Annotated in this window: 14 protein-coding genes; 6 read left to right on the top strand and 8 right to left on the bottom strand. The window is 61.1% G+C overall.

What is annotated here, in order from left to right:
• Positions 1-58: 58 nt before the first annotated feature.
• The 4 genes from leuA to E4T63_RS22535 all read right to left on the bottom strand — a co-directional run bounded on the left by leuA (position 59) and on the right by E4T63_RS22535 (position 5,428).
• Positions 59-1,738, bottom strand: a complete 1,680-nt coding sequence (gene leuA / locus E4T63_RS22560; protein ID WP_027612129.1) for a 2-isopropylmalate synthase — start codon at positions 1,736-1,738, stop codon at positions 59-61.
• Positions 1,739-2,202: 464 nt separating this feature from the next.
• A complete protein-coding gene (locus E4T63_RS22545) occupies positions 2,203-3,027 on the bottom strand; it encodes a peptidoglycan DD-metalloendopeptidase family protein (RefSeq protein ID WP_135296503.1) in 825 nt (274 codons plus the stop codon).
• Positions 3,028-3,030: 3 nt separating this feature from the next.
• Positions 3,031-4,410 carry an exodeoxyribonuclease VII large subunit gene (gene xseA / locus E4T63_RS22540; RefSeq protein ID WP_135296502.1) on the bottom strand — a complete coding sequence of 460 codons (1,380 nt, stop codon included), beginning with the start codon at positions 4,408-4,410 and terminating at the stop codon, positions 3,031-3,033.
• Positions 4,411-4,540: 130 nt separating this feature from the next.
• On the bottom strand, positions 4,541-5,428 hold the full coding sequence (locus E4T63_RS22535; RefSeq protein ID WP_135296501.1) for a LysR family transcriptional regulator: 888 nt from the start codon (positions 5,426-5,428) through the stop codon (positions 4,541-4,543).
• Positions 5,429-5,528: 100 nt separating this feature from the next.
• On the opposite strand from E4T63_RS22535, the gene E4T63_RS22530 reads away from it, so the two are divergent.
• The 4 genes from E4T63_RS22530 to guaA all read left to right on the top strand — a co-directional run bounded on the left by E4T63_RS22530 (position 5,529) and on the right by guaA (position 10,258).
• Positions 5,529-6,302, top strand: coding sequence for a sulfite exporter TauE/SafE family protein (locus tag E4T63_RS22530; protein ID WP_135296500.1), 774 nt, complete (start codon positions 5,529-5,531; stop codon positions 6,300-6,302).
• Between the two features lie 144 nt (positions 6,303-6,446).
• Complete coding sequence (locus E4T63_RS22520) at positions 6,447-6,995, top strand: hypothetical protein (RefSeq protein ID WP_027612124.1); 549 nt, start codon at positions 6,447-6,449, stop codon at positions 6,993-6,995.
• A 116-nt stretch (positions 6,996-7,111) separates the two neighbouring features.
• Positions 7,112-8,581, top strand: a complete 1,470-nt coding sequence (gene guaB, locus E4T63_RS22515; RefSeq protein ID WP_027612123.1) for an IMP dehydrogenase — start codon at positions 7,112-7,114, stop codon at positions 8,579-8,581.
• A 99-nt stretch (positions 8,582-8,680) separates the two neighbouring features.
• Positions 8,681-10,258: a glutamine-hydrolyzing GMP synthase gene (guaA, locus tag E4T63_RS22510; RefSeq protein ID WP_027612122.1), complete on the top strand. Its 1,578-nt coding sequence runs from the start codon at positions 8,681-8,683 to the stop codon at positions 10,256-10,258.
• Positions 10,259-10,340: 82 nt separating this feature from the next.
• Here guaA and E4T63_RS22505 read toward each other — a convergent pair whose 3' ends face one another.
• Entirely contained in the window at positions 10,341-13,283 is a 2,943-nt protein-coding gene (locus E4T63_RS22505; RefSeq protein ID WP_135296499.1) for a membrane-targeted effector domain-containing toxin, read from the bottom strand.
• 226 nt (positions 13,284-13,509) lie between these two features.
• On the opposite strand from E4T63_RS22505, the gene E4T63_RS22500 reads away from it, so the two are divergent.
• Both E4T63_RS22500 and tadA read left to right on the top strand, forming a co-directional pair.
• Positions 13,510-14,886: a multicopper oxidase family protein gene (locus E4T63_RS22500; RefSeq protein ID WP_095136913.1), complete on the top strand. Its 1,377-nt coding sequence runs from the start codon at positions 13,510-13,512 to the stop codon at positions 14,884-14,886.
• Positions 14,886-15,383 (top strand): tRNA adenosine(34) deaminase TadA, encoded by a 498-nt coding sequence (tadA, locus tag E4T63_RS22495; RefSeq protein WP_135296498.1) that lies wholly within the window; start codon positions 14,886-14,888, stop codon positions 15,381-15,383. Before E4T63_RS22500 ends, tadA begins: the two co-directional genes overlap by 1 nt.
• A gap of 126 nt (positions 15,384-15,509) precedes the next feature.
• Here the strand turns inward: tadA and cmoB are convergent, their stop codons facing one another.
• The 3 genes from cmoB to E4T63_RS22480 all read right to left on the bottom strand — a co-directional run bounded on the left by cmoB (position 15,510) and on the right by E4T63_RS22480 (position 18,051).
• Positions 15,510-16,466 (bottom strand): tRNA 5-methoxyuridine(34)/uridine 5-oxyacetic acid(34) synthase CmoB, encoded by a 957-nt coding sequence (gene cmoB / locus E4T63_RS22490; RefSeq protein WP_135296497.1) that lies wholly within the window; start codon positions 16,464-16,466, stop codon positions 15,510-15,512.
• Positions 16,463-17,170, bottom strand: coding sequence for a carboxy-S-adenosyl-L-methionine synthase CmoA (cmoA, locus tag E4T63_RS22485; protein ID WP_245223473.1), 708 nt, complete (start codon positions 17,168-17,170; stop codon positions 16,463-16,465). The genes cmoB and cmoA overlap by 4 nt, the downstream gene beginning before the upstream one ends.
• A gap of 245 nt (positions 17,171-17,415) precedes the next feature.
• Positions 17,416-18,051: a lysoplasmalogenase gene (locus E4T63_RS22480; protein WP_209318219.1), complete on the bottom strand. Its 636-nt coding sequence runs from the start codon at positions 18,049-18,051 to the stop codon at positions 17,416-17,418.
• Between the last annotated feature and the right edge of the window lie 2 nt (positions 18,052-18,053).

The raw sequence follows: 18,053 nt of genomic DNA, 5'->3' as shown, positions 1-18,053 counted from the left end.
GCATAAAAAAAGGCCCGGGAGTTCACACTCCGGGGCCTTTTGGCATTTCAGCGAAGGCTTAAGCCGCTTTCGCTTCCGGCTGGCTCAACGAGCGGTTCAGCGCACTGAACAGCGCCTTGAAGCTGGCGGTGGTGATGTTTTCATCGATACCCACGCCGTGCACTGCACGCTCGCCATTCACGCGCAGCTCGATGTACGCGGCGGCCTTGGCGTTGGTGCCCGCGCCGATCGCGTGTTCGTTGTAGTCCATGATCTCCACCGGAATCGGCAGACCGGCCACCAGTGCTTCCAGCGCACCGTTGCCCTTGCCGCGCCAGTGCAGGTTGGTTTCGCCCTGACCCTTGCTCGCCACTTCCACTTCGACGGCACTGTTGCCGTTTTCTTCCTGCAGACGATGGCTGACCAGCGCGTACGGGGTGTTGGCTTGCAGGTATTCGCTGATCAACAGCGAGTGAATCTGCTTGGCGGTCATTTCCAGGCCGAGGCGATCGGTTTCACGCTGCACCACCTGGCTGAACTCGATCTGCATGCGACGCGGCAGGCTGATGCCGTATTCCTGCTCCAGCAAGTAGGCGATACCGCCCTTGCCCGACTGGCTGTTCACACGAATCACCGCCTCGTAGCTGCGACCGATGTCGGCCGGGTCGATCGGCAGATACGGCACTTCCCACAGGGTGTCCGGTTTCTGCTGGGCGAAGCCCTTGCGGATCGCGTCCTGGTGCGAGCCGGAGAATGCGGTGTGGACCAGGTCGCCGACGTACGGGTGGCGCGGGTGCACCTGGATCTGGTTGCACTCTTCGACGACTTTGCGCACGCCGTCGATGTCGGAGAAGTCCAGCTCAGGGTCAACGCCCTGGGTGTACATGTTCAGTGCGACAGTAACGAGGTCGACGTTACCGGTACGCTCGCCGTTGCCGAACAGGCAGCCTTCGACGCGATCCGCACCTGCCATCAGGCCCAGCTCGGTAGCGGCGACGCCGGTGCCACGGTCGTTGTGGGTGTGCAGGCTGATGATCACGCTGTCACGACGGTTGATGTTGCGGCCGAACCATTCGATCTGGTCGGCGTAGACGTTCGGCGTTGCGCATTCGACGGTGGCCGGCAAGTTGAGGATCATCTTGTGCTCAGGCGTCGGGTTCCAGACCTCGATCACCGCGTCACAGACTTCCTTGGCAAACTCCAGCTCGGTGGCGCTGAAGGTTTCCGGCGAGTATTCGAAGGTCCACTCGGTGTCCGGCTGCATCGCCGCGTACTTGACGAACAGCTTGGCGGCGTTGACCGCGATGGCCTTGATGCCGTCCTTGTCCTGGTTGAAGACGATGCGACGGAAGGAAGGCGAGGTGGCGTTGTACAGGTGGACGATGGCTTTCTTCGCCCCGCGCAGGGATTCGAAGGTGCGCTCGATCAAGTCTTCACGGCCCTGGGTCAGCACCTGAATGGTGGTGTCGTCCGGGATGTGGCCTTCTTCGATCAGGGTACGCACGAAGTCGAAGTCGGTTTGCGAAGCGGCCGGGAACGAGGCTTCGATTTCCTTCACACCCACCTGAACGAGGGTTTTCCAGAAGCGCAGCTTCTTCACCGCGTCCATCGGCTCGATGAGCGACTGGTTGCCGTCACGCAGGTCGGAGCTGCACCAGATCGGCGCGGCGTCGATGGTTTTCGACGGCCAGGTGCGATCCGGCAGATTGATGACGGGGAACGCGCGGTATTTCGAAGACGGGTCTTTGAGCATGCTCATCGGGAAATTCCTTATTGTCTGGGCCGAAAAGAGGCGGCCTGCCGGTGGAACGAATGTTCGGGAAAACGCTTGGGACGAGGCGCAGCGATTCAGCCCGGCAGTCGTGCGCTGACGAGGCACAAACTACGGTGCTGGCGAAGCTGAATAAGGGTGTGAGAGGTTTTCATGCCTTCAACCCTAACCGCGAGGGGAGAGGATGGCAAGCAGTCGAAAAAAATTGAGAGGAATACTCGAAAAGCTGCGATCGGCGCGATTTTATTGTGCTTCAGGCGGATGATCTTATTGATGTTTGCGTGGGGTTGGATTGGGGCGCAATTGAAACTGGTGGGGTGTGAGCAGTATTTGCGGTGTGGGATGGGCCGCGTTCGCGAGCAAGCCCGCTCCCACAGTTGATCGTGTTCACAACACAAATCCAGTGTGGGAGGGGGCTTGCTCCCGAAGGGGCCGGTAGCCTCAATCAGGAATTACGGTTGGAACGCACCAATGAAAATCGCCGGATCCACCCGCGCATCGTTCAGGCTGATGTTCCAGTGCATGTGCGGCCCGGTCGCCCGGCCGGTCGAGCCGACCTTGCCCACCACCGCGCCACGGGCCAGTTGATCGCCGACCTTCACGTCGATTTTCGACATGTGGCAGAACATGCTGATAAAGCCCTGGCCGTGATCGACAAACACCGTGTTGCCATTGAAGAAATAGTTGCCGGTCAGAATCACCTTGCCCGCCGCCGGAGTCTTGATCGGCGTGCCGGCCGGCACCGCAAAGTCGAGACCGGCATGGGGGTTGCGCTCTTCGCCATTGAAAAAGCGGCGCACACCGAATTTGCTCGACAGCGGCCCGTTGACCGGTTTGTCCAGCAGCAGGTTGCTCGGGGTATTCGGACTGAAGCTGCGGTAGGCCTTGATCTGCTCGGCCAGTTCACCCTCGATGCGCTTGAGGTTGGCCGGGTTCGGATTGACCTGTTGAGTGTTCTTCAGGGTGATGTGCTGTTCCGGGTATTTCTTGTTGCCAACCGTGAACGGCAGATTGCGCCCACCGCTGCTGATCTGCTGGCTGCCGGGTTTGACCGTCAGCGGCACACCGACAATCGCCAGCCAGTTGTTCTGTTCTTTCACCACCAGCACCGGTTTGCCCTGATAGGTGGCTTTAGGCGCCTGAGTGGCGCTGCCCAGATCAACCACCGCCACCCCGCCCGGCACCGGTTTGTTCAGCAAACGGGTGATGTAACTGTCGGCGTGGGCGTTGAAGGAGGTCAGGCACAGCAACAATAACGGAGCAAAAAAACGCGGCATGGATCAGTCCAGTAAAGAAAGGGTGACAGGCGTCAGGTGGTTGTCCTCGACGCGCACTTGCAGTTCGCCTTCGCCCAGTCTGGCCTTCAGGCGTTGGCCGGTGTGGGTCTGCGCGGCGTTGCGAATGGCGTGCCCGCGTTCATCCAGCAGGATGCTGTAGCCACGGCCGAGGGTTGCCAGCGGACTGACCACATGCAGCGTCTGCATCTGGCTGTGCAATTGCAGGCGACGGCTTTTCAGGCCTTCGCGCATGGCTCGCGGCAGGCGTTCGGCGAGGCTGTCGAGGCGCTGGCGCAGCATCGCCAGTTGGCGTCCCGGGTGTTGCCCGGCGAGGCGGGTTTCCAGACGGATCAGGCGCTCGCGGCGGGTATTCAGTTGGCGTTCGAACGCCCGGCGCATGCGCATGTCCAGGTCATCCAGGCGTTGCGCTTGCTGACGCAGGCGTTCGCCGGGGTGGCGCAGACGGCGGGCCATGCCTTCCAGGCGCAGACGATCGCGCATCAGCCGGTCGCGCATGCGCATCACCAGACTCCGGTGCAGACTTTCGACCTGACGGATCAGGTGGCTCGAATCCGGGGCCAGCAGTTCGGCGGCGGCGGAGGGCGTTGGGGCGCGCACGTCAGCCACGAAGTCACTGATCGACACGTCGGTTTCATGCCCGACGGCGCTGACAATCGGCGTCACGCAGGCATCGACAGCGCGGGCCACGGCTTCTTCGTTGAAGCACCAGAGGTCTTCCAGCGAACCACCGCCACGGGCGAGGATCAGCGCGTCAAAACCACGGGCGTCGGCCAGTTTTAGCGCGCGGACGATTTGCGCCGTGGCCTCGCGACCCTGCACGGCAGTCGGGATCAGCGTCAGTTGCACCTGCGGCGCCCGCCGGCGGAACACGCTGATGATGTCGCGAATCACCGCGCCGCTCGGCGAACTGATGATGCCGATGCGTTGCGGATGCGCCGGCAACGGCACTTTGCGTTCGGCACTGAACAGGCCTTCGGCGCTGAGCTTTTCCTTCAGTGCATCGAAGGCCAGGCGCAGCGCGCCGTCACCGGCCGGCTCCACGGTATCGAGAATCAGCTGATAGTCGCCACGTCCTTCGAACAGCGAGACCTTGCCGCGTACCTTCACGGCCAGACCGTCCTTCAGCGCCTGACGCACCCGCGCCGCATTATTGCGGAACAGCGCGCAACGCACCTGCGCACCGCTGTCCTTGAGGGTGAAATACACGTGACCGGACGCGGGGCGGGCGAGGTTGGAGATTTCGCCTTCGACCCAGATGTTGCTGAACACGTCTTCGAGCAACACCCGCGCGCGGCCGTTGAGCTGGCTGACGGTCAGGACTTCACGGTCCAGGCCAAGTCTTGCAAAGGGATCTTTAATCATGGGGCGCAGTTTAAAGGCATTGTCGCCGTCATTGCACGATCCCTGTAGGAGCTGCCGAAGGCTGCGATCTTTTGATCTTTTTTTGGAGGGCAAGATCAAAAGATCGCAGCCTCGTTTCACTCGTCAGCTCCTACAGGGGATTTGTGAAGGTCTGGATGAAGTGTTGAACCAGTGGCGTGGGGTTCTGGCGATAGGCGAGGGCCACGGTGCTTTGGCAATCGGGATCACTCAGCGGTAAGAATCGTACGCCATCGGGGGCAATGTTCTGCATTGATTCGGGCAGCAGGGCGATGCCGAATCCAGCCTGGATCAACTGCAACTGCGTAGTTTTGCGCGACATCACCCGCGCCGCTTTGGGAAAAAAGCCCTGACGCATACACAGGTCGGCACACAAATAGCTGAGCCCGCCACGCTGCGGATGCGGGATCGAGATAAACGGCTCGTCCTTCAGTTGCGCCAATTCGACAGCGGCTGAATCGGCCAGGCGATGATCGTTCGGCACCGCCAGAAGCAAGCGTTCGGTGAACAATGGCACAACCTGAATACCTTCACGCTGACGCAGCACCGGCAGGCGCAACAGGCCAATGTCCAGGCGTCCTTCCGCGAGTTCCTCAAGCTGCGCCTCGGAGGACAGCTTGCCGATGTCCAGCGACACGCCCTGCTGCTGATTCAGATAAGTGCTGATCCGACGTAATAAATGCCCGCTGATCGACACGGTGCTGGAATGACTCAGACGCAGCGTGCCCAGTTGTCCGTTACCGACTTCGGTCGCCATCGCGCTGGCTTTGCTCAGCTCATTGAGCAGGTTTCTGGCCCGGGGCAGAAACGCCTCACCCGCCGCCGTGAGCCGGGGCTGGCGTGCGGTGCGTTCGAACAGCGGGGTTTGCAGGCGCGCTTCCATGTCCTTGATCTGCCGGCTCAGCGCCGACTGCGCGATGAACAGGCGTTCAGCCGCTGCACTGAAGCTGCCACATTCGGCGATTTCCACGAAGTAGCGCAGTTGACGGGTCGAAAGCACCAAGTATGCCTTTTCGAGATGAGTGAGTGACTTTGATCATATTAGTCGCAAGGCTTGGCGCTGGCTAAAGTCATCACAGGCTTATAAAGGAAGCGGACCGATGAGCGTGGCGGGGTTGTTGAGCGAGTGGACGTGGGGCGCGGGCGGCTGGGCGGTGATCGGGCTGGGCATCGCACTGGCCTATATCGTGTTCGGGATTGCCGGGTTCGGTACCGCACTGGTCGCGGGGCCGATTCTGATTCTGTTCATGCCGTTGTCGAAAATCGTGCCGCTGCTGGTGTTGCTGGATTTCGTCGCGGCGTTCGGCAATCTGCTGCCCTCGCGCCGGGATGTGGCCAAGCCCGAGTTGTTGCGGCTGCTGCCATGCATGGCGGTGGGGTGCACGTTGGGGGTGATTTTCCTGCTCAACCTCAAATCCGACCTGTTGCTGCTGTTGATGGGGTTATTCATCAGCACTTATGCGGTTTACAGCCTGTGGGTGAAAACCCGGCCGACGCAGTTGTCTGCCGCATGGGCGCTACCGATGGGCACGGTAGGCGGGCTGTTTGGCGCGCTGTTTGGCAGTGGCGGCTTTCTATATGCGATCTATCTCAACAGCCGCCTGCCCAAGGACGCGGCGCGGGCCACGCAAAGTGCGCTGATCAGTTGCAGCACGGTGGTACGTTTGAGCCTGTTCGCCATCGCCGGGGTGTATGCCGAGCTACCCTTGTTGATGCTGGCGCTGTGTCTGTTGCCGGCCATGGCGCTGGGCCTGTGGATCGGGCGGCGGTTGACGATGCGCTTGTCGCGCGAGGCGTTTGTCCGATTGGTGACCTGGCTGGTGCTGGCGAGCGGGATTGCGTTGATCGGGCGCTACATTATTAGTATGGCGTGAGCACTTGACCGGATTTCGTCAGGGATTAAGCTGCCGGCCTTTAGGGCCCCTTCGCGGGCAAGCCCGCTCCCACATTGGAATGCATATCCCTGTGGGAGCGGGCTTGCTCGCGAAGGCGTCAGAAGCCATACCGCAGGACTTTCCATGAATTCGCAAAGCATCATCGTCCCGAAAATCTCCACCCTGCCGGTCCACGAACCCCGGGCGCGGGCGATCGTGCGCTGGCTGGTGCGCAAGAACATCATCGAAGAACAGCTGACCACTTGCGGCCGCACCGGCAATCGCATGGCCCATGCGATTGCCGACGGCGCGCGTGCGGTGGTGCTGCACCCCGAGGCGCTGCCCTTCGGTGAGCCGATCAATGGGTTGGAGATCATCGTCAAGCGCTGCATCTACACCCCGGCCAAGGGTTTTCTCGAAGAAGCCGGGTGCGCCGAGTGCCGCCGTGAAGTTGGCGAAGCGCTGTTCGAAAGCCTGGAAGACTGGTTTCCAGGCCGCACCGACAACTTCACCTGCCCGGAATGCGGGCATGAAGACGACATCAACGGCTTTCTGTTCTTGCAGGAATGTGCGTTTTCCAACCTCGGCTTCATCTTCAACAACTGGCTGGAAGCCGGGTTCAAGCAGAGCTTTATCGATGAGTTCGCCGATTGGCTCGATCAACCTGTCTCTTGGGTCAAGGTGGAGCTGTAGCAGCGGGGGTCTCCGTATATCAGCAACATTGATATTAAGCTGAGTTTTACATTGAACAGCAGGGGGTGTCTGACTATAATGGCGCGCTTCCATTTTCCCGCTCGGGAGCCCCCGCGATGCTGCGTATCAGCCAAGAAGCTCTGACATTCGACGACATTCTCCTAGTGCCCGGTTATTCCGAGGTGCTTCCTAACGAAGTCAGTCTCAAGACCCGCCTTACCCGTGGCATCGAGCTGAATATTCCTCTGGTTTCTGCCGCCATGGACACCGTTACTGAAGCCCGTCTGGCAATCGCCATGGCTCAGGAAGGTGGTATCGGTATCATCCACAAGAACATGACCATCGAGCAGCAAGCTGCCGAAGTGCGTAAGGTCAAGAAGTTCGAAGCCGGCGTCGTGAAAGATCCGATCACCATCGAGGCTGATGCCACGGTGCGTGACCTGTTCGAACTGACCCGCATGCACAACATTTCCGGCGTTCCGGTGCTGCACGATGGCGACCTGGTCGGCATCGTCACCTCCCGTGACGTCCGCTTCGAAACCCGTCTGGAAGCCACCGTACGTGAAGTGATGACGCCTAAAGAGCGTCTGGTCACCGTGCGTGAAGGCGCCGACAAGAACGAAGTCCGCGAGTTGCTGCACAAGCACCGCCTGGAAAAAGTCCTGATCGTCGACGACAAGTTTGCCCTCAAAGGCATGATGACCGTCAAAGACATCGAAAAAGCCAAAGCCTACCCGCTGGCCAGCAAGGACGATCAAGGTCGTCTGCGCGTTGGCGCTGCCGTCGGTACCGGTAAAGACACCGGTGACCGCGTTGCCGCTCTGGTCAACGCCGGTGTGGACGTGGTGGTGGTCGACACCGCACACGGTCACTCCAAGGGCGTGATCGACCGCGTTCGCTGGGTCAAAGAGAATTTCCCTGAAGTGCAGGTGATCGGCGGCAACATCGCCACCGGCGCAGCCGCCAAGGCCCTGGCCGAAGCGGGTGCCGATGCGGTCAAGGTCGGTATCGGCCCTGGCTCGATCTGCACCACCCGCATCGTCGCCGGTGTCGGCGTGCCGCAAATCAGTGCCATCGCCAACGTCGCCGCTGCCCTTGAAGGCACTGGCGTGCCGTTGATCGCCGACGGCGGCATCCGTTTCTCCGGTGACCTGTCCAAGGCCATCGTCGCTGGGGCGTCCTGCGTGATGATGGGTTCGATGTTCGCCGGTACTGAAGAAGCCCCGGGCGAGATCGAACTGTTCCAAGGCCGTTCTTACAAGGCTTATCGCGGCATGGGTTCGCTGGGCGCCATGTCCCAAGCGCAAGGTTCTTCCGACCGTTACTTCCAGGACTCCTCGGCAGGCGCCGAGAAGCTTGTTCCGGAAGGGATCGAAGGCCGTGTGCCGTACAAAGGCACCCTGACGGCGATCATCCACCAGTTGATGGGCGGTCTGCGTTCCTCGATGGGTTACACCGGCAGCGCCAACATCGAAGAAATGCGCACCAAGCCTGAGTTCGTGCGGATCACCGGTGCCGGTATGGCCGAATCCCACGTTCACGACGTGCAGATCACCAAAGAAGCGCCAAACTACCGCGTAGGTTGATGCTTCAAGCAAATCGTTAAGCAACCGGGGCTGTTTTATTCAGCCCCGAGTTGTTTCTGAATCACGACTGTTTCTGAATTACTTAGACGAGACTGAATCATGGCCCTCGACATTCACGCTCACCGCATCCTGATCCTCGACTTCGGTTCGCAATACACCCAACTGATTGCCCGCCGCGTGCGCGAGATCGGTGTGTATTGCGAGCTGCACCCGTTCGACATGGACGAAGAGGCGATCCGCGAATTCGCACCTAAAGGCGTCATCCTCGCCGGCGGCCCCGAGTCCGTGCACGAAGCCAACAGCCCGCGCTGCCCACAGGCAGTCTTCGATCTGGGCGTGCCGGTCTTCGGTATCTGCTACGGCATGCAGACCATGGCCGAGCAACTGGGCGGCAAGGTTGAAGGTTCCGAGCTGCGTGAGTTCGGTTACGCCCGCGTTGACGTAGTCGGCAAGAGCCGCCTGCTCGACGGCATCGAGGACCACATCGACGCTGACGGCCTGTTCGGTCTCGACGTGTGGATGAGCCACGGTGACAAGGTCACCAAGATGCCGGAAGACTTCCACATCCTGGCCAGCACCCCGAGCTGCCCGATCGCCGGCATGTTCAATGACGAACGCGCTTACTACGGCGTGCAGTTCCACCCGGAAGTGACCCACACCAAGCAGGGCGGCCGCATCCTCTCGCGCTTCGTGCTCGACATCTGCGGCTGTGAAGCCCTGTGGACTCCGTCGAAGATCGCTGAAGACGCCATCGCCAACATCCGCGCACAGGTCGGCACCGACAACGTGCTGCTGGGTCTGTCCGGCGGCGTTGACTCCTCGGTGGTTGCGGCGCTGCTGCACAAAGCCATCGGCGACCAACTGACCTGCGTCTTCGTCGACAACGGCCTGCTGCGTCTGCACGAAGGCGAGCAAGTGATGGCCATGTTCGCCGAGAACATGGGCGTCAAGGTGATCCGCGCCAACGCGGAAGACCAGTTCCTGAACAACCTGGCCGGCGAAGCTGATCCAGAGAAGAAGCGCAAGATCATCGGCCGTACCTTCATCGACGTGTTCGATGCCGAATCCTGCAAGCTGGACAACATCAAGTACCTGGCGCAAGGCACCATCTACCCGGACGTGATCGAGTCGGCTGGCGCGAAAAGCGGCAAGGCCCACGTGATCAAGTCGCACCACAACGTGGGCGGCCTGCCGGAAGAAATGAACCTGAAACTGGTCGAGCCACTGCGCGAACTGTTCAAGGACGAAGTCCGTCGTCTGGGTCTGGAACTGGGCCTGCCGTACGACATGGTCTACCGTCACCCGTTCCCGGGCCCGGGTCTGGGCGTGCGCATCCTCGGTGAAGTGAAGAAGGAATACGCCGACCTGCTGCGTCGCGCCGACCATATCTTCATCGAAGAACTGCGCAAAGCCGACTGGTATCACAAAGTCAGCCAGGCCTTCGTGGTGTTCCAGCCAGTGAAATCGGTTGGCGTGGTCGGCGACGGCCGTCGTTACGCCTGGGTCGTGGCCCTGCGTGCCGTGGAAACCATCGACTTCATGACCGCACGTTGGGCACACCTGCCTTACGAACTGCTGGAAACCGTCTCCGGCCGCATCATCAATGAAATCGAAGGTATTTCGCGCGTCACTTACGACGTGTCGAGCAAGCCGCCGGCGACCATTGAGTGGGAGTGATCCCGCGCAAGCCGTAAAGGCTTGATCGCCGCAACCGAAAAGCCGTGTGAAATCCGTTTCACACGGCTTTTCTGTTTTTGCGTTACAGCGGTTTTGACCAGCCACCCAGTTGCATGCCCATGTCATCCAGAGCTTGCAGCAGCGCTTTCATGCTCGGGTAGCGTTTACCGCTCACCGAAGGCCAGCCGGGGCGTTCGATGTAGAAATGTTTGCCGTCGGTGTCGATGACGGTCCGTACCAGTTCTCGGGTGCGGCTGCGATGAACGATGAACGTCAGGTTGGGTTGCTGCTTCAGGGAGTACATGCCGTAGCGAGGCAGCAGGGTTTCGAATTCGGTCATCGTGTGCGCGGTCCAGGGTGTTTCGATTTGCAGGCGCAAGTCGCCTCTGACCAGCGCGGAACGATCGTGCGCCGTACCGCCCAAGGGCAGGATTCTCCCGGGATCGACTTCAATGCCCCGTGAAGTCCCTTCGGCGACATCCTCGACGCGAATGCCGATTGCCTCTTCCAGTTCGCTGACGCCGGCAACCCCATCAAAAGTGTTGGAGTGAGAGTTGCCCATCAGCGCCACCCATTTGTGCGCGCCGCGTGCGGACTGATCGGCACGGATCATCAGACGCGCGAAGTAATTCATCATTTTCTGCCGCGCGGTGTTGTTGCCCAATGGCAAGTCCATGCCGTTGAGTCGGTAACTCGCCATGCAATCGATGGCTTGTACATGGATCCCCTGCTTTCTGGCTTCCTTGACCAGTTCCAGGAACGTGTAGCGCTCCAGCGGATCGGTCATGTTGCCGACGTCGAGTGCCTTGAGATAGGCCTCGAGTTTTTGCGGCATGTTGCCGGTGCGGAAGAATTCATCCAGCGCGGCTTGATGGAAGTCGGTCAGCAGGTGCTCCATGTACAGGCTCTTCACCTGTTTGCTGGCGAGCAATGGCATGTTCTCGATCAGCCATTGCTTGCTGCCGATGGCCGTGTGGCTCTCGCCGAGCACCAGGCCCCGGGCATGTTCGAGGATTTTCTCGATAATTTCTTCGGCGGTCGCGTCTGCCGCCAGGGCGGGCACCGGAGGACGATCGGGCAGGCGCAGCGTGCTGAAAAAATCCAGTGCATCGTGATACAGGCGTTTGCGGATGACCTTGAAGTCGCGGTAGGCATCGAACTCGTTCAGGCTGTCGTAGAAATCGCGCAAGGCCTCGTCATTCAGCCCGGCCGCGCCTTCCTCCAGATGCGCCTTGAGCGGTGCGGGTACGTCGTATTGCGAGGCGGGCAGGGCGGTCAGCGGGCTGCGGCTGCTTGATCCGGCCAGTGCCGAAGGTTTGCCACCGCCGGCGAGTCCTGCGCGAGGCATGGCTTCCCATTCACCCTCAGGGTTCAGGCGTACCGGGATCGAGCGAGTAAAGCCGTGGGGGTGCTCAGGATCGATGACCGCCCAGTGTCCGCTGCCGTTGATGTCGGCTTCGTAGCGTACGTAATAGGCGGTGTCGTCCATCAGGATGGCGGTTGAGGGGTTCGAATCGAGCAGATAAATGCCCTGGAATTTTCCGGGCTCGCTCACCGGCGTAATGCCGTCGAGCAACTCATTGGCTTGCCAGCTCGGCGGAATGACCGGTCGCGGGGTGTCTTCAATCAGGGGTGTGGCAATCGACGGCTGAGGCCCACCCATCGGCGTCCCGACTTTATCGGTCAGGTCGCTCATCTCCGCCGCTTCGGCGGCATCCACCTCGGGTCCGACCTCGGCCAATGATCCCGGGCCCTTGAGTGCCAGCAGGTTGAACAGCATGTCGATGCCGCTGAGCACCGCACCGACAATCCCGGCCTTGCGCTCGGCGGCGGTTTTGCCATTGACCGCCTGATCGATGTTCAGCCCCATGTTGGCAATGCTGGCGCCGATCACCGGCAATGCGACTGGCCAGCCGACCACCGCCATTGGCCCGAAAACCTTGACCCCGGCGCTGAGGTAGCCGATCCACAGCTTCTTGCGCAGGTCACCGTTGGAGGTCAGGGACAGGCTGGCTTCGGCAAACATCGCCGTGCGGGTCGAGTCACTCAGCCAGGTGAAGGCGTCGCCACTGACCGCGCGGTTGTCCTGATTGATCATCGAGTGATCGTAGCGGCCCCACGTAGCCACCAGGCGATTCATCAGGTCACCAAGATTAGCGTTGATCTGCTGCCGGTCGGCCAGCGAGAAATGCGCAAGGAATGTCTCGCGCGCCGCAGGTGTGTTCATCCGCTGCAGGATCCAGAAGTGCAGGTCGGTGGCGCTTTCCAGTACATGGAATGCATCGCTGTTGCCGGGCAGGTAGAGGATCTGCCGACCCTGGGGCATGACGAAACGCAGGACGTTGGTAGCGGCGTAACCGGCAATGTCCAGCGTGCGCACACTGTCCGGGCAAGGGTGGCTGGTCTGCAGCATTGGCAGGCTGACTGGCCACGTCAGCGGGCCGATCGCCGCTTGCGTGACGAACTGGAAATCCTCGCCACTCAGCTGACGTTTGTCCCGCGCCTGTAGCGCTTTGATCAGGAAGTTGCACTTGGCCAGGGTACGAAAGTCGCTGCCGCTGGTGTTCCAGAATGCGTTCAGTTGAGCGTCGTACAGCGCGCTGAAGTCGATGCTCCAGAAGTCCTTGAGCACATCGTTGCTATGCAGGCGCACTTCATTGCGTTCATCGAAGGTACGGGCGTCGGGACCGGCAGTATAGAAACCGCCATAGACATCGAGCAGGTCGGCGTTGTCCTGATCGGCGACGCGAAAGCGGTGAATCACCAACTGGGTCAGGGTCATGCTTGACGTGGGCGTGGCGTGCACGTGCTCCCAGCCGGTGAAGGCATTCGAACTGCTTTGCGAGGCGTCGAAGCGGTGGAAATACACCTGATCCGGGTCGAGGCCGTGGACCTGGTATTTGATCAACAAGTCGCTGGCGACCTGTCGAGCAGCGTCCTGCAGGCTCGGGCAGGTCTGGATGACGGTGGCGGCAATCGCCTTGAGCGCGGCCTTGTCGGCGGCGTTGGGCATCGGGTTGGGCATGTGTTTGGGCTCTCTTTCCTTGAGAAACGGGTGGCACAGGATGGCCCGGCTGTTCGATGCATGTGCACTACATAGTTATGTCACTTGAGCAGTTGAAATCGTGTACGCGCGAGGCGCAACTGCGTCCATCCGCCGCGCTGCCCTTACTGTTTCGCAATTGCAGGTGTATCGTATTTGCCTTTTGCGGGCCCGGTGCCCGACGCAGATACGTGAGGTAGTTGAGTTCATGTCCTTTACCCGTCGCCAAATCCTCGGTGGCCTGGCCGGTCTTGTTGTCGTTGGTGTCGGAGCGGGAGGCGCGTCACGTTACTGGCTGGGCAAGATGGCCGATGCTGACGCGGGCCACGACTACGAGCTGATCGCGGCGCCACTGGACGTTGAGCTGGTGCCGGGGCACAAGACCGAGGCCTGGGCGTTCGGCCCGTCGGCGCCGGGCACCGAACTGCGTGTGCGTCAGGGCGAGTGGCTGCGGGTGCGTTTCATCAACCACCTGCCGGTGGCGACCACCATTCACTGGCACGGCATCCGTTTGCCGCTGGAGATGGACGGTGTGCCGTACGTCTCGCAATTGCCGGTGCTGCCCGGTGAATACTTCGATTACAAATTCCGCGTGCCGGACGCGGGCAGCTACTGGTATCACCCGCACGTCAGCAGCAGCGAAGAGCTGGGGCGCGGGCTGGTCGGGCCGTTGATTGTCGAAGAGCGCGAGCCGACCGGTTTCAAGTACGAAAAGACCCTGAGTCTGAAGAACTGGCACATCGACGAGCAAGGCAATTTCGTCGAGTTCAGCATTCCCCGTGAAGCGGCGCGTGGCGGTACGGCGGGGCGCTTGTCGACCATCAACGGTGTGCCAACGCCGGTGATCGAGTTGCCGGCGGGGCAGATCACCCGGGTGCGTTTGCTCAACCTCGACAACACCCTGACCTATCGCATCAACATCCCCGGCGTCGAAGCGCAGATCTATGCGCTGGACGGCAACCCGATCGAGCCGCGGCCGCTGGGCAAGGAATACTGGCTCGGCCCCGGCATGCGCATTTGCCTGGCGATCAAGGCGCCGCCGGCCGGTGAAGAGTTGTCGCTGCGCAACGGCCCGGTGCGACTGGGAACCTTGCGCTCGGTGGCCAATAACGATGCGCCAACCGAGTGGCCGAAAGCCTTGCCCGCCAACCCGGTGGCCGAGCCGGATCTGGCGAATGCCGAGAAACTCAACTTCAATTTCGAATGGGTCGGTTCGGTGTCGGTGAATGTCGACAACGGCAAGCCACCGAGCCTGTGGCAGATCAACGGCAAGGCCTGGGACATCACGGACAAGACCTGCGCCGATCGGCCGATTGCCAGCCTGAAACTGGGCCAGAGCTACATCTTCGAACTGAAGAACATGACTCAGTATCAGCACCCGATTCACCTGCACGGCATGAGCTTCAAGGTGATTGCGTCGAACCGGCACAAGATCACGCCGTACTTCACCGACACCTATCTGCTGGGCAAGAACGAGCGTGCGCAAGTGGCGCTGGTGGCGGATAACCCGGGGGTATGGATGTTCCATTGCCACGTGATCGACCACATGGAAACCGGCCTGATGGCCGCCATCGAGGTGAAGTGATGCGCCAGATTCGCCCCGCCGCGATCATCGACCGCAGCCGTGACCGCGATTTCATGCGTGAAGCGCTGGAGCTTGCTGCCCAAGGCGCAGCCCTCGGCGAAGTGCCGGTGGGCGCGGTGCTGGTGCAGGACGGTGAAATCATCGGGCGTGGCTACAACTGCCCGATCACCACCAGCGACCCGAGTGCCCACGCGGAAATGGTCGCGATCCGCGCTGCTGCGCAAGCTGTCAGCAACTATCGCCTGCCCGGCAGCACGCTGTACGTGACGCTGGAACCGTGCAGCATGTGCGCCGGGCTGATCGTGCATTCACGCATTGCCCGGGTGGTGTATGGCGCGCTGGAGCCGAAGGCCGGGGTTGTGCAGAGTCAGGGACAGTTCTTTACCCAGGGCTTTTTGAATCACCGGGTGTTGTATGAGGGTGGGGTGCTGGCCGAAGAATGTGGAGCAGTGCTGACCGAATTCTTCAGAGCCCGTCGCGCAAAACCATCTGAATAAACACAACCCCCAACTGTAGGAGTGAGCCTGCTCGCGATAGCGGTCTGACATTCAACATTGCTTTGACTGTCAGACCGCTATCGCGAGCAGGCTCACTCCTACAAGGTTATGCGGTGTTTGAGAGGGTTACTTACGGGCCACAATCACCGCGCGCATCGGCGCCGGCAGCCCTTCGATGGTCTTGCTGTGATCCTCGGGATCAAGGAAGTCGCTCAACGATTGATACTTCATCCACTCGGTACCGCGTTGTTCTTCAACGGTGGTGGTGCTGACGTCGACACAACGAATATCGGTGAAACCTGCCCGACGCAGCCACAATTCCAGCGCCGGTACCGACGGCAGGAACCACACGTTGCGCATCTGCGCGTAGCGATCTTCCGGCACCAGCACTTGATGCTTGTCGCCTTCAACCACCAGCGTTTCCAGCACCAGCTCGCCGCCCTTGACCAGGCAATCCTTCAGCGCCAGCAAATGCTCGATCGGCGAACGTCGGTGGTAGAACACACCCATCGAAAACACTGTGTCGAAGCCTTCAAGGTTCGGCGGCAGGTCTTCGAACGGGAACGGCAGGTGCCAGGCATTCGGCTCGGACAGATAACGCTGCACGGCCTGGAACTGGCAGAAGAACAGCCAGTTCGGATCGACGCCGATCACGCTGTCGGCACCGGCGCCGAGCATGCGCCACATGTAGTAGCCGTTGCCGCAACCGACATCGAGGATGCGTTTGCCCTTCAGATCCAGATGCGGGGCGACCCGCGACCACTTCCAGTCCGAGCGCCATTCGGTGTCGACGTGCACGCCGAACAGGTCGAACGGCCCCTTGCGCCACGGCGACAGGCCCATCAGCGCGGTGCGCATCTGCGCGCGGGTTTCGTCGTCGCAGTCGGTGTCCAGTTTCAGGCCGTTGAGCAGATCGACTTCAGTCGGCTCAAGTTTCGGCAACGCGTCCAGCGCACTCTGCCAGCGCTCCAGATCGCCGTGACCTTTCTCCATTTTCTTGTCGAGTTGCCCTTGCAGGGTGTTGGCCCAGTCGGCCAGCGGGGTGCCGGCCAGACGGCGGGCGAGGGGGGACAGATCAATCATGGCAAGGCAATCAACGAGGCAAAGTTAAGACACTGGAACCACGGCACGACTTTCGAGAACCCGGCGGCCAGCAGGCGTTCGCGGTGTTCTTCGAGGCTGTCGGGCTTCATGACGTTTTCGATGGCGCTGCGCTTCTGGGCGATTTCCAGTTCGCTGTAGCCGTTGGCGCGTTTGAACGCGACGTGCAGATCGGTGAGCAGCGCGTGTTCTTCGGCATCGTTGAAGCGCAGCTTCTCCGAGAGAATCAGCGCGCCGCCGGGCAGCAGCGACTGGCGAATACGCGAGAGCAACGCGGTGCGCTGCTCCGGGGCGATGAATTGCAGGGTGAAGTTCAGTGCCACCACCGAGGCCGGTTTGAACTCGAGGGCGAGGATATCGCCTTCGATTACCTCGACCGGGAGCAGCTCCTGGAACATCGAATCCTGACCGTTGAGGTACTCGCGGCAGCGTTCGATCATCGCCGCCGAGTTATCCACCGCGATCACCCGGCAACCGTCGGTGCGCACGTGACGGCGCAAGGCTTGAGTCACGGCGCCGAGCGAAGCGCCGAGGTCGTAAAGCACGCTGTTCGGTTGAGCGAATTGCGCCGCGAGTACGCCGAGGTTTTCGACGATGGTCGGGTAACCCGGCACCGAGCGCTTGATCATGTCCGGGAACACCCGCACCACGTCCTCGTTGAAGGCGAAGTCAGGCACCTGGGCCATCGGCTGGGCGAAAATGCGATCGGGTTCTTTGCTCACGGCGGTTCCGGCGGTGTTGATGAAAAGGCCGGCATTTTAGCCAAAGTGGCGTCGGGATGCTTGGGTTGTCCGACGTGGCGAGGGGATTTATCCCCGATGGGCTGCGAAGCAGCCCCAAGATCTGTGCCCGCGGTCTGTCTGACATACCTGATTGACCGGTTTCAGGGCCGCTGCGCAGCCCATCGGGGATGAATCCCCTCACTACAAAATTAGCGGTGTTTCACGGAAAACGCCGAAGCGGCAATCCCCCACTGGCCCAGCCAGTAACTGAGGATGATCACGTACGGCGCAGCATGAAACGGCGCCACAAAGCGATCAATGCCGATCACACTGTCGGAGAACACGAACGCCAGCGCACCCGCCGCCGCCAGCAGCGCCGAACGCTTGGGCACATCGGTGCCGAGGCGGGCGAGGGCGCGCCAGAGCATGGCGCTGATCGCGGTGCCATAGACGACCACTGGCACTAGCAACGGCCCGAGGCCACTGGAAATCAAAATCCCCAGCAGCACCGCGCCGACGCCGAGCGCGAGCACCAGCGGCAAGAGCGCCAAACGCTTGCAATCGCTGAGGTAAGCCTTGAGGTACGCCAGGTGCGCAACCAGAAACGCACCCAGACCAAACACAAACAAATCCCCCGGCCACGCCAGCAACACGTCACCGAGCACAGAGAAAATCAGCCCCAGACTGATCCAGCGTCGATAGTCGCTGGGTGGCGCATCGTGCAGCCAGCCGAGCAGCGCCAGCACCGGTAACGGTTTGACCAGCAGGCAGAGCAGCGCCGCATGCGTGCTCACACCGTAGAGAAACGTCACCGCGCCCATCAGCGCCAGAATCAGCCAGCCCACGA

The sequence above is a fragment of the Pseudomonas fluorescens genome, from assembly GCF_004683905.1.
GTDB lineage: Bacteria > Pseudomonadota > Gammaproteobacteria > Pseudomonadales > Pseudomonadaceae > Aquipseudomonas > Aquipseudomonas putida_A.
Note: the sequence above shows the minus strand (reverse complement) of the source record. Positions and strands in the feature narration are given on the sequence as shown.

Bases quoted from the DNA above. Each gene is read 5' to 3' on its own strand.
- E4T63_RS22530 (WP_135296500.1), top strand. From the start codon at position 5,529: ATGAGCGTGGCGGGGTTGTTGAGCGAGTGGACGTGGGGCGCGGGCGGC.
- E4T63_RS22520 (WP_027612124.1), top strand. From the start codon at position 6,447: ATGAATTCGCAAAGCATCATCGTCCCGAAAATCTCCACCCTGCCGGTC.
- E4T63_RS22505 (WP_135296499.1), bottom strand. From the start codon at position 13,283: ATGCCCAACCCGATGCCCAACGCCGCCGACAAGGCCGCGCTCAAGGCG.
- tadA (WP_135296498.1), top strand. From the start codon at position 14,886: ATGCGCCAGATTCGCCCCGCCGCGATCATCGACCGCAGCCGTGACCGC.
- xseA (WP_135296502.1), bottom strand. From the start codon at position 4,410: ATGATTAAAGATCCCTTTGCAAGACTTGGCCTGGACCGTGAAGTCCTG.
- guaB (WP_027612123.1), top strand. From the start codon at position 7,112: ATGCTGCGTATCAGCCAAGAAGCTCTGACATTCGACGACATTCTCCTA.
- leuA (WP_027612129.1), bottom strand. From the start codon at position 1,738: ATGAGCATGCTCAAAGACCCGTCTTCGAAATACCGCGCGTTCCCCGTC.
- cmoA (WP_245223473.1), bottom strand. From the start codon at position 17,170: ATGGCCCAGGTGCCTGACTTCGCCTTCAACGAGGACGTGGTGCGGGTG.
- E4T63_RS22545 (WP_135296503.1), bottom strand. From the start codon at position 3,027: ATGCCGCGTTTTTTTGCTCCGTTATTGTTGCTGTGCCTGACCTCCTTC.
- E4T63_RS22500 (WP_095136913.1), top strand. From the start codon at position 13,510: ATGTCCTTTACCCGTCGCCAAATCCTCGGTGGCCTGGCCGGTCTTGTT.
- guaA (WP_027612122.1), top strand. From the start codon at position 8,681: ATGGCCCTCGACATTCACGCTCACCGCATCCTGATCCTCGACTTCGGT.
- cmoB (WP_135296497.1), bottom strand. From the start codon at position 16,466: ATGATTGATCTGTCCCCCCTCGCCCGCCGTCTGGCCGGCACCCCGCTG.